This is a genomic window from Roseofilum sp. Guam, from assembly GCF_017746735.1.
GTDB lineage: Bacteria > Cyanobacteriota > Cyanobacteriia > Cyanobacteriales > Desertifilaceae > Roseofilum > Roseofilum reptotaenium.
Genome location: NZ_JAGHZN010000043.1, coordinates 35,872 through 45,398 on the forward strand (window position 1 = coordinate 35,872; position 9,527 = coordinate 45,398).

Sequence of the window (9,527 nt, forward strand, 5' to 3'; positions counted from 1 at the left end):
GCGAAGCTTTCCGGAGGAATCGCCCAAAAATCCTTTGAACTGAAACCAATGATGAACGAGAAAGATTATGGAACGAGGTTTACTCTGGTTACCTTTATTGACTGTATTTATTGGATTAACCTGGGCTGGGTGGCGAGAATATCAAAAATTACAAGTTTATGAAGACTGGGCTAAAGGATTTGAACGCTCTAAATATGATATTTATGCAGCCTTGGGACAAAAAGGAGACCAATTAACTTGGGGTCAACCGACAGCCTCCGGGCTAATCAACTGCCAAACTTTAGCTCTGAATGACCTACAAGACCTTCAACTTTGGGTTAATGGTGAAGTCGCGTCTAGGGATGAACCCCCCCAAGGAAAAACTGTTTTTTTAGCCTTACAAGTTAAAGGAAACACCGAACCTGTGAAAATCCCCTTCACAGATGCACAATTGGCCAAGGAATGGGGGAATTATTTAAATCAGGAGTGGTTGCAGCAAAAACAGGTTTAACTCTCTTGGGGTTATGAGGGGGGCAAACCCCCGATCTCCATGACCCAAAAGTTTATAAACTATCTCTGAAATCCTATTGCCTATTGCCTATTGCCAATTGCCAATTAAAGCAATGACCATTATTCAACCGATTTCTAAACAGGAATTAATCGAAAGACGCAAACAACTCCGCCAGAGACAACGGTTGAAGGTGCTGCAAACCCTTTGGCAAACGGTGGCTGTTGGGGCGATCGCCTATGGAGGAGGATGGTTACTGACTCAGCCCAATTGGGCGATCCGCGAGCCGGAACAAGTGATAATTACGGGCAATGAATTAGTCACCACAGAAGCCTTACGAGAGATTTTACCGATTCAGTATCCCCAATTGGTCTTTCGACTCCAACCGGATAAAATTGCCCAGACCTTGAAAGCAAAAGGACCCGTCGCTCAAGCACGAGTGACTCGGCAGTTGTTTCCCCTCAGATTAACCATTGAAGTCAGTGAACGGTTTCCCGTGGCGATCGCGATCGAGTCTCGACAAAGCCAAACTGTAGGCTTAATTGATGAACAAGGAATCTGGATGCCGATGGAGAACTACACCGAGTTAACGTCGTTTCCCCTTCCTACCCTAAAAATCATTGGCCCGCTCGTCCATTATCAGTCCTACTGGCCCCAAGCTTATACTGCACTCAAGGAATCTCCCGTTCAAATTACCGAGCTGAACTGGGAAGATCCCAAAAACCTAATCCTCACCACGGAACTAGGACAAGTGCATCTGGGAGTCTATACGCCCCAATTCTCTAAGCAATTGCAAGTTCTCGATCAAATGCGACAGCTCCCTCAACAGCTCGATCCTCGGCAAATGAACTATATCGATCTGAGAAATCCAGACGCTCCCTCAATTGAGATGAAATCTTCATCAACTCCATTTAACCCTAAATTTTAGGTGAAGACTTAACGTTTTTTCTGGAGAATTCTGATAAACTTCTGGTAGCGATTCCCCCTTTCCCTGGTCAGTTCATGAATGTGAGCGTCTGAACCAATGATGACAAGCTATGATCGCATGGTATGCTGAATGAGCCAAGACCCTGGCTTGAGGTTCAACGAAAGGGATACAACCCCCATCAGCAAAATGTTATGGGTGAGGGACAGAGTTCTTGGGTGCAATTTATGTCTACCCAAGTGGCGATGTGATTCCTTAACCCTCTTGATACTATACATTTATTGATATTTATTGTGTAAAGCAACTGCCCATGACACCTCCCAATCAGATGCTGGGGAATGTCCCCCTCAACTCTAATCGCGATAGTCAATCTAATGCTTCGACGGCAGTCGATTCAGGGAATCCGTTTAAGAATGCTGGAGTCTCGTCTTCTAATTTTAAAGGGCATCAACAGATGGTAAGTGATGAGGATCAACACCAAAATATTATCCCCAGTAGTGTGGCCAAAATAAAAGTGATTGGTGTCGGGGGGGGCGGCGGTAATGCGGTCAACCGCATGGTCATTAATGAAGTGTCAGGGGTTGAGTTTTGGTCAATTAATACGGATGCTCAAGCGTTGGTCAGTTCAGCCGCCCTGAATCGACTGCAAATTGGTCAAAAGTTAACCCGTGGATTGGGTGCAGGAGGAAATCCGGCGATCGGACAAAAGGCCGCGGAAGAATCCCGTGATGAACTAGCGACGGCTCTAGAAGGCTCGGATTTGGTGTTTATTACGTCTGGCATGGGAGGCGGTACGGGTACAGGTGCTTCGGCTGTGGTGGCAGAAGTAGCCAAGGAGGTCGGGGCACTAACTGTGGGTGTGGTGACTCGCCCCTTTATGTTTGAAGGTCGGCGACGCATGAGTCAAGCGGAGCAGGGGATTGAAGCCCTAAAGAGTCGGGTGGATACCTTGATTATTATCCCGAATGATAAGTTGTTGTCGGTGGTTTCGGAACAAATGCCGATGCAGGAAGCGTTTACGGTAGCCGATGATATTCTGCGTCAAGGGGTACAAGGAATTGCAGATATTATTACAGTTCCGGGGTTGGTGAATGTGGATTTTGCGGATGTCAGAGCGGTGATGGCGGATGCAGGATCGGCGCTGATGGGTATTGGTGGAGGCTCTGGGAAGTCGAGAGCGAGAGAGGCGGCGATCTCCGCTATCTCCTCTCCTTTACTCGAGTCTTCCATTGATGGCGCGAAAGGCGTGGTGCTCAATATTACGGGCGGTAGTGACCTGACCTTATTTGAAGTGAATGCGGCGGCTGAAGTGATTTACGAAGCAGTTGATCCCAATGCCAATATTATTTTTGGAGCGGTAATTGATGAGAGACTGCAAGGGGAAATCCGAATTACGGTGATTGCAACTGGCTTTACGGGAGAATCCCAGCCGTCTAACACGGTACAACAGCAGCGCCCCAATCCCAATGTCTATCAATCCTCGTTTACCTCTACTCCTGCCCCTGCTGCTGCTCCTCCTCCGGATTCCTCTCCTGTGAATCCCCAAGCTCAACCGAAAGGGTTGGATATTCCTGATTTCCTCCAACGTCGCCGTCCACCGAGAAACTAAAAGGGAAAGTTGATGAACTCTAACATCCCGGTTGTACTAACGATCGCCGGATCGGATAGTGGAGGAGGTGCAGGTATTCAGGCTGATTTACGCACTTTGGCGTTTCACTGTGTCCATGGTGCGTCAGCTCTCACCTGTGTCACAGCCCAAAATACCTTAGCCGTTAACCGGGTGGATGCTTTGGCTCCAGAAGCAGTGGTTGCTCAACTGGAGGCAGTGGTTGGGGATATTGGGGTTCAGGCAGTGAAGACGGGGATGTTACTGAATGCTGAAATTATGCAGGCGGTGAGCAATAGCCTGCGATCGCTAGATCTACGTCCCCTCGTGGTCGATCCGGTTATGGTTTCCCGTAGTGGCGACCGGCTGATCGATCATCAAGCTGTGGAAACTTTGCAACAGGAACTGATCCCCCAAGCGACTGTGGTCACTCCAAACCGCTATGAAGCCCAGCTGCTAACCGGTGTAGAAATCAACTCTATAGAGAACATGAAGGAAGCAGCCGAAACCCTGAAGTGGCAGTCTGGAGTGCAGGCAGTTTTGATTAAAGGAGGTGGAATGACTGGAGAATTACGGGGGGTAGATGTGCTACTTGACGATTGGGAAATCACAGTGCTGGAAACCGAATGTATCGATACCTCTAATACCCATGGAACGGGATGTACCCTTTCGGCGGCGATCGCTGCTAATCTAGCCACAGGGCATTCGGTCTCAGATGCTGTCCGTCAAGCGAAAAACTACGTTACCGCAGCCCTGAAATGGAGTTTAGATATCGGTCAGGGAACTGGCCCGGTGGGTCATTTCTTTCCTCTTTGCCTGAATTAATACAGCACAAAGCACTCTGGGTGGGGGAATGGGGAGAGTAAACAAAAAAACTCAATCTAGCAAGTGAGCTATTTTGGCTATCTTTAAAAACTTCTATTTTCTTGGGTTGGGTCGATTATGAATTTACCATCAGGAGGCAGTTTTCTATCTCCTTTGCTGCTATATAAGTGTGGAATACTCAATACCTTGTACAAAACATAGACTTTTGCCTATCTATTATCGCTAATCAAAAAACGCCTTTGGAGTAATGCCAAAGGCGTAACCATTTAATTCAATTTTTCCTTCCCAACACAGCAAATTGCTAGGTGAGTATGCCCTCTGTCTTACATCGGATGAAAAAGTAAGTCGGGGTAAAAACGGTTAAATTCGATTAAAATTCCAGCCGTGACTGTTAGCAATAACATAATCAAAACTGGAGCTGTGGACAGATACTTAAGTAAACCTTCCATGTGAAGACTCCAAAACAAAACACAGACTTAGAACTCGATTCTTAACGGGGTGAAACCGTAATTTCGTTATCGTTGGCGAACATTTCTCCGCTCATCATGTCTTTGGCTGCGACCAGAGGCCAAGCAAAGCCAGAGATCATTAATTTAATCGCTAGAGGAACATCGATAACCACTTCTTTCTCTTCAGCATTTTTCTCGCCACGGATAGTCATTAGGTAAGCACGACCTACCCAACCAATCCAACCGGCAATATAAAGAAAGAGTAAGCTGGGGATAATGAAGTCTCCAGCATGGTCGAGACGACCATCAACCACCAGGTGGGGAAGGCCATCGTCACCACAGAGGGCTTCAGAATAGCGCTCAAATCGTTTGGCCCCAGATTGGGGATCATCGGTGGTGGCTCTAGCTGCTTTAGCCCGTTGCAGAAAAGCGGGAGATTCACTACAGGGAACCAAGTTTGCTAAATCCGCAGAAGCGGGGGGAACAAAGCCCAGCCACAAACAACACATTAAAACTAGAACAAGCAATCGTCGCATGGAAGTGTTTCCTTTTGTTACGAAGTGCAAAAATTATGTTACAAAGAAACCAAAGGCTCTATGAAAGCCAATCATACTGGACTTGAGAGACTCAGTAAAGATTAAGCTTCAAAAAGTCTCTAAAATTGGCTATTCTGAACCCTAAATTCCTATGGAGGGTTCAAAATAGCTTTTTCCCTGAGAACAAGGTAGCAGGCAATGGCAACGATTCTAGCTATTGAAACAAGTTGTGACGAAACTTCTGTAGCAATTGTAAAAAATTGTAACGTTCTGAGTAATTTTGTCGCTTCACAGATGGCCGAGCATGGCCAGTATGGGGGAGTTGTGCCAGAAGTGGCCTCTCGCCGTCATCTAGAAACGGTGAATGAGGCGATCGCCGCAGCCCTAGAAGAGGCTGAACTGTCTTGGTCAGAAATTGATGCGATCGCCGCCACTTGTGCCCCAGGTTTAGTCGGAGCCTTATTAGTAGGCCTTACGGCAGCTAAAACCCTAGCCCTGCTGCACAACAAACCCTTTATTGGCGTTCACCACCTCGAAGGCCATATCTACGCCTCCTATCTCACCAACCCCGACTTAAAACCCCCTTTCCTCTGTCTGCTCGTTTCTGGAGGTCACACCAGCGTGATCCAGGTTCACGAATGCGGCCAGTATACGACCCTGGGAAGAACCCGCGATGATGCGGCTGGAGAAGCCTTTGATAAAGTCGCCCGTTTGTTGGGACTCGGCTATCCTGGAGGCCCCATTATTGACCAATTGGCTAAAACAGGTAATCCGCAAGCTTTTTCCCTACCAGAAGGCAGAATTTCCTTACCCAAAGGAGGATATCATCCCTATGACTGTAGCTTCAGTGGGTTAAAAACGGCGGTGATGCGCCTGGTGAATCAACTCAAGGCTTCCGATCCTAATTTACCCATTGCTGACCTAGCGGCGAGTTTCCAAGAAACAGTCGCTAAAGCACTGACGAAACGGGCAGTTAAAGCTGCTCTTGACTATAATTTATCGACGATCGCCATTGGTGGAGGAGTGGCGGCAAATCGGGGATTACGCCAACTCCTCAAGAGTGCTGGAGAGGAGCATAATCTAGAGGTGCTATTTCCACCGATGAAATATTGTACTGATAATGCGGCAATGATTGCGTGTGCAGCGGCTGCCCATTGGGAAGTCGGCGATCGCTCTCCCTTAACTTTAGGGGTACAGTCGCGGATGGATTTATCTAAACTCCAAACCCTCTATACCGCTACTCGGTAGGGAATGGGAAATAGGCCATCTTCCTCAACCTTAACTCGCCATGCGATCGCCAACTTCCTCAGTCTGAATCAAGCGATCAATCTGCTCCACGACCTGATCGGTCGCTTCCAGCATTGAAAAATGCCCACAATTGGGAATTTCCACCACATTGTCAGATCCAGAGCGAAACAATTGATGAAAACTGGCTAAATGTCTCACATAGCGAGGTTCCATCACCTTATCCTCAGCTCCGGCAATAAAATAAACGGGCTGTTGCAGATGAACCACCAACTGGGGTAAACGGTGAACTTGCTCCTCTGTAGTCGAGTCTAACAAAGCGCCTAATGCAGCTTCATATTGGGCGCTGACAAAATCAACTAACCGTTGTTTTCCCCAACCTCTCGATAGAGGTTGAGACACCTGAGAGCGAGTAAAGAGCCAATCGAGCAAAGGCATATCCGCCAACCACCGAGGCCGCCTTTTTACCAATTGGGCCCCAGCAGAGCGGAATCGCTCAAACTCCTCTTTTAAGTAAATACCGCCCCCAGAATTGAGGCAAATCACCCCTTCAATGCGATCGCCCAACTGAGAAGCCGCCCATAGGCACACCGTACCCCCCAGGGAATGGCCCATCAGCCAAGCCTTCTCAATCTCCAATTGATCCAGAAGAATACCCAAATCCTTTGCATAATCGCTGGGAGTATATCCCAAAATTAGTTCACCCTCATATATCGGTGAACGAGGTCTAGTATCTGATTCACCAAAGCCACGCAAATCATAGGCCAAACATTGATAGTGCGATCGCAGTTGATCAACCAAAGGCCGCCAATAGGCCCGACTCAACAACCAGCCATGAACAAACACCAACGTTGGCTTTGCCGGTTTAGGTGCAGTTAATTCATAAGTATGGGAAACGCCAAGGATATCGATTTTTGCCATATTCCTATCCTATCTTGAACCGTGTCCTTGTGAGGCAAAAGGCAATAGGTGTTGGTTAGTTAAGGTTCTAAGCTAATTCAGATCGCCCAATAACCGCTGCTTCACACTTTCAGCAATCTTCTGACCCAGATATTCCGGAATCAAGCTTTCATTGGGCCCAAGCAAGTAGAGAATTAGGCGAGTGCGTCCCCTCCAAACCAAAAGATTGGCATTAACCACCAATAAATCCTCTTGCCAAATAGCATACATAACCTTGTAAAACAATCCTGGCTGATTATCCGCTTCAATCAGTAAGGCAGGTAGATGGAACACCGGATCGACATAAAACTCCGTATCCACCTGTTCTAATCCCGCATCTAGGTTAAACTCGACTGCCAACATTTCCTCCACTTCAAAATGGCCCGCTAAGGCCTCCTGAATGGCTCGACAGACATTTTCCGCCGTTTTCTCCAGCAGTGCCTTTCCTCCTCTAGAGACCACCAACTTGATGAACACCAGCATCGGGGCATGAATTTGACCATAGAGACTGAGGCTATGAATCGTTAATCCATAAGCGGCCAGAACCCCAAAAATGTCACTCAAGAGGAAGGACTGATTACGATAAGCAAAGTGGAGAGCGCTTTTGGCATTCTCAGACCGTACTTCAATCACAGCTTTCTGGGTTTTGTAGAGTTGATAGGCCAGCTTCAGGTTTTGCAGTTGGATGTCAGAACTGACAAACTGTTCATAAAATTGGGGGAACGCCCGGTTAAAGCGTTTGAGCAGTTCTAAGGTAGAGGATTTTAAACCCTGAGCCATAATAGAAGGAAAAGATTATGGGAGATATACTAAGCTAATATTGTTTATTTAACTTTGACTACTTCAATCACACCTGCATGGGTTTTTGGAAAAGCTTGTTTAGCAGCTCGGATACTCCGATAACAACCAGTCCAGTGAAAGCACTGGAAGATTTTGCTACGCTGGATATTAAGAGCGATTCGGGCAAAATCTCCCGTATTGTGTTTAGCACAAATCGGAACATCGACCTATATGAACTCGAAGAGCTATGTGATGCGGTGGGTTGGTCTCGCCGTCCTTTGCGGAAAGTCAAAAAAGCGATCGAACACAGCTTTCTGGTCATTTCGATGTGGGACTTACGAGGCAACCATCGTCGCTTGATTGGCTTTGCTAGAGCAACCTCGGATCATGCCTTTAATGCGACTCTCTGGGATGTCGTCGTTCATCCAACCTTCCAAGGTAAAGGTCTGGGCAAAGCCTTGATGAAACATACGATTAAGAAACTCCGCAGTGAAGATATTAGCAACATTACCTTGTTTGCTGATCCTCATGTGGTTGAATTTTACCGCAGCCTGGGTTTTCTCCAAGATCCAGAAGGCATTAAAGGGATGTTTTGGTATCCAAACTAAGAAGGGGAGGCCATAGGCACTATAGCAATAGGCAATGCAAGAACACCCGGTTTTCAACTTAGACTGAATGAATGCGGTCTGGAAAATAAATCTTCCCATTGCACTGACTCTAGCCAAACCTCACTTTTATGGGTTATAATGCAATTGTGTTTATCCGGGATGTAGCGCAGCTTGGTAGCGCGCCTGCTTTGGGAGCAGGATGTCGCAGGTTCAAATCCTGTCATCCCGATTCATCAATATCTTTGGCTTCTAGACTTTGAACCTGCAACACCCACTACCCCAAGGGAGCGCTCAACACACATTCAACACAAAATCACCATAGCACCTCCAAAAGTAAGGGGCAAGAAATAGGTTAAATGGGTTAGATAGTAATTAGAGTTTTCTATAGAATCCATAGAGAAATCCAAGGGGGTTCCCAAGCCTAAGAATATCCTCCCAATTTCAGACGCAACTGCTATCACCCGGTGAATCACCGGGTGTTCAGAGATAAGAGGGTAACCTCACCCCTCGAAACCACCCTCAATCACAGTGACACTAATCATGCATATAATGAAGTGAGAGAAGCAAAGAAATCAGTTGACCACCTAGCGAGTGATAAAGCGCACTCAAAGAGTTGGACACTTCAAGGACTTTACTTTGCCCTACCTTCTGCACTTAATTGCTCTTGAGCTGGAATCCTTATAAGGATACCAAATTCGTTTTGTGTTGTCTTGAGCTTATTCTAGGTACAGAAAAGTCCCTGAAAAATCTCAGTGAGAGTGACCAGAAGCCATTCCTACTGGTATCAATTGTCAAGCCAGGTCAGTCAACAATTGGGACGAGATTATCTGGATGTTCCCTGCTGCTGTAGCCAAAGTGTTCCCAGAAGACTCCCCACTCTCCATCCTCTCCTGGAAGAAGGGTCAAGACACCCTCATTAAATAGTTCCATGTCAAGGCTTTTGTTCTTGACTTTCATCCCCAAGTGAAGTTCTGGAGGCGAACCACTGGAGGCATTTTCCTGTTGGCGAAAAAGTCCAGAATCATCACCACTATCACCACTTTCTTGATATATAGCAAAGAAAGGGAGAGTTAGGACAATATCTTAAAAGCTTCTATGATGGCATCATAAAGGGATTCACACTGGTT

General features: G+C 46.8%; 10 protein-coding genes and 1 tRNA gene. 7 read left to right on the forward strand and 4 right to left on the reverse strand.

Annotation, left to right across the window (positions count from 1 at the left end; all coding sequences use genetic code 11):
• The first annotated feature begins 67 nt into the window (after nucleotides 1–67).
• The 4 genes from J7529_RS17195 (at nucleotide 68) to thiD (ending at nucleotide 3,843) form a co-directional block, all read left to right on the forward strand.
• The gene (locus J7529_RS17195; protein WP_318729995.1) at nucleotides 68–490 is read left to right on the forward strand and encodes a hypothetical protein; all 423 of its coding nucleotides are present in this window, start codon (nucleotides 68–70) and stop codon (nucleotides 488–490) included.
• Nucleotides 491–602: 112 nt separating this feature from the next.
• Complete coding sequence (locus J7529_RS17200; protein ID WP_318729996.1) at nucleotides 603–1,415, forward strand: cell division protein FtsQ/DivIB; 813 nt, start codon at nucleotides 603–605, stop codon at nucleotides 1,413–1,415.
• Nucleotides 1,416–1,722: 307 nt separating this feature from the next.
• The gene (gene ftsZ, locus J7529_RS17205; RefSeq protein ID WP_271936503.1) at nucleotides 1,723–3,021 is read left to right on the forward strand and encodes a cell division protein FtsZ; all 1,299 of its coding nucleotides are present in this window, start codon (nucleotides 1,723–1,725) and stop codon (nucleotides 3,019–3,021) included.
• 12 nt (nucleotides 3,022–3,033) lie between these two features.
• Nucleotides 3,034–3,843, forward strand: a complete 810-nt coding sequence (thiD, locus tag J7529_RS17210) for a bifunctional hydroxymethylpyrimidine kinase/phosphomethylpyrimidine kinase (protein WP_318729997.1) — start codon at nucleotides 3,034–3,036, stop codon at nucleotides 3,841–3,843.
• A 323-nt stretch (nucleotides 3,844–4,166) separates the two neighbouring features.
• On the opposite strand, the gene psaJ is transcribed toward thiD, so the two are convergent.
• Together psaJ and J7529_RS17220 are read right to left on the reverse strand one after the other, a co-directional pair.
• Complete coding sequence (psaJ, locus tag J7529_RS17215) at nucleotides 4,167–4,292, reverse strand: photosystem I reaction center subunit IX (protein ID WP_271936499.1); 126 nt, start codon at nucleotides 4,290–4,292, stop codon at nucleotides 4,167–4,169.
• Nucleotides 4,293–4,333: 41 nt separating this feature from the next.
• Nucleotides 4,334–4,828, reverse strand: a complete 495-nt coding sequence (locus J7529_RS17220; protein WP_318729998.1) for a Photosystem I reaction center subunit III — start codon at nucleotides 4,826–4,828, stop codon at nucleotides 4,334–4,336.
• A gap of 198 nt (nucleotides 4,829–5,026) precedes the next feature.
• Between J7529_RS17220 and tsaD the strand changes: the two genes are divergently transcribed.
• Nucleotides 5,027–6,076 carry a tRNA (adenosine(37)-N6)-threonylcarbamoyltransferase complex transferase subunit TsaD gene (gene tsaD / locus J7529_RS17225; protein WP_318729999.1) on the forward strand — a complete coding sequence of 350 codons (1,050 nt, stop codon included), beginning with the start codon at nucleotides 5,027–5,029 and terminating at the stop codon, nucleotides 6,074–6,076.
• 30 nt (nucleotides 6,077–6,106) lie between these two features.
• Here the strand turns inward: tsaD and J7529_RS17230 are convergent, their stop codons facing one another.
• Together J7529_RS17230 and J7529_RS17235 are read right to left on the reverse strand one after the other, a co-directional pair.
• On the reverse strand, nucleotides 6,107–6,994 hold the full coding sequence (locus J7529_RS17230; RefSeq protein ID WP_271936495.1) for an alpha/beta fold hydrolase: 888 nt from the start codon (nucleotides 6,992–6,994) through the stop codon (nucleotides 6,107–6,109).
• A gap of 72 nt (nucleotides 6,995–7,066) precedes the next feature.
• The gene (locus tag J7529_RS17235; protein ID WP_318730000.1) at nucleotides 7,067–7,792 is read right to left on the reverse strand and encodes a hypothetical protein; all 726 of its coding nucleotides are present in this window, start codon (nucleotides 7,790–7,792) and stop codon (nucleotides 7,067–7,069) included.
• A 77-nt stretch (nucleotides 7,793–7,869) separates the two neighbouring features.
• On the opposite strand from J7529_RS17235, the gene J7529_RS17240 reads away from it, so the two are divergent.
• Both J7529_RS17240 and J7529_RS17245 read left to right on the forward strand, forming a co-directional pair.
• Nucleotides 7,870–8,400 (forward strand): GNAT family N-acetyltransferase, encoded by a 531-nt coding sequence (locus tag J7529_RS17240; protein WP_271936490.1) that lies wholly within the window; start codon nucleotides 7,870–7,872, stop codon nucleotides 8,398–8,400.
• A 155-nt stretch (nucleotides 8,401–8,555) separates the two neighbouring features.
• A tRNA-Pro gene (locus tag J7529_RS17245) sits at nucleotides 8,556–8,629 on the forward strand.
• Nucleotides 8,630–9,527: the final 898 nt, after the last annotated feature.

Excerpts from the sequence above, each read along its gene's own strand:
- J7529_RS17230 (WP_271936495.1), bottom strand. The coding sequence starts at position 6,994 with ATGGCAAAAATCGATATCCTTGGCGTTTCCCATACTTATGAATTAACT.
- J7529_RS17240 (WP_271936490.1), top strand. The coding sequence starts at position 7,870 with ATGGGTTTTTGGAAAAGCTTGTTTAGCAGCTCGGATACTCCGATAACA.
- J7529_RS17195 (WP_318729995.1), top strand. The coding sequence starts at position 68 with ATGGAACGAGGTTTACTCTGGTTACCTTTATTGACTGTATTTATTGGA.
- ftsZ (WP_271936503.1), top strand. The coding sequence starts at position 1,723 with ATGACACCTCCCAATCAGATGCTGGGGAATGTCCCCCTCAACTCTAAT.
- J7529_RS17235 (WP_318730000.1), bottom strand. The coding sequence starts at position 7,792 with ATGGCTCAGGGTTTAAAATCCTCTACCTTAGAACTGCTCAAACGCTTT.
- thiD (WP_318729997.1), top strand. The coding sequence starts at position 3,034 with ATGAACTCTAACATCCCGGTTGTACTAACGATCGCCGGATCGGATAGT.
- J7529_RS17200 (WP_318729996.1), top strand. The coding sequence starts at position 603 with ATGACCATTATTCAACCGATTTCTAAACAGGAATTAATCGAAAGACGC.
- psaJ (WP_271936499.1), bottom strand. The coding sequence starts at position 4,292 with ATGGAAGGTTTACTTAAGTATCTGTCCACAGCTCCAGTTTTGATTATG.
- J7529_RS17220 (WP_318729998.1), bottom strand. The coding sequence starts at position 4,828 with ATGCGACGATTGCTTGTTCTAGTTTTAATGTGTTGTTTGTGGCTGGGC.
- tsaD (WP_318729999.1), top strand. The coding sequence starts at position 5,027 with ATGGCAACGATTCTAGCTATTGAAACAAGTTGTGACGAAACTTCTGTA.